The organism is Halomicroarcula saliterrae, assembly GCF_031624395.1.
Classification (GTDB): domain Archaea; phylum Halobacteriota; class Halobacteria; order Halobacteriales; family Haloarculaceae; genus Haloarcula; species Haloarcula saliterrae.
In genome coordinates, this window is record NZ_JAMQON010000017.1 from 1 (window position 1) to 551 (window position 551).

Genomic DNA, 551 nt, shown 5'->3' on the forward strand with positions numbered 1-551 from the left:
CGAGGGCCGCCGTCTTCAAGGGCGGGGAGCCACACTGACACGACCCGAATCCGGACGATCTACGCATGGACAAGGCGAAGCGTGCCGAAAGGCACGTGGAGGCCTGTTAGAGTTGGTGTCCTACAATACCCTCTCGTGATCTATGTGTAGGGGTGAAAGGCCCATCGAGTCCGGCAACAGCTGGTTCCAATCGAAACATGTCGAAGCATGACCTCCGCCGAGGTAGTTCGTGGGGTAGAGCGACCGATTGGTGTGACCGCCTCCGAGAGGAGTCGGCACACCTGTCAAACTCCAAACCTACGAACGCTGTTTGACGCGGGGATTCCGGTGTGCGGGGTAAGCCTGTGCACCAGGAGGGGAACAACCCAGAGATAGGTTAAGGTCCCCAAGTGTGGATTAAGTGTAATCCTCTGAAGGTGGTCTCGAGCCCTAGACAGCCGGGAGGTGAGCTTAGAAGCAGCTACCCTCTAAGAAAAGCGTAACAGCTTACCGGCCGAGGTTTGAGGCGCCCAAAATGATCGGGACTCAAATCCACCACCGAGACCTATCCG

Annotated in this window: 1 rRNA gene; it reads left to right on the top strand. The window is 57.4% G+C overall.

The window, feature by feature from the left end:
* A 23S ribosomal RNA gene (locus tag NDI56_RS21675) occupies positions 1–551 on the top strand; the annotation flags it as partial.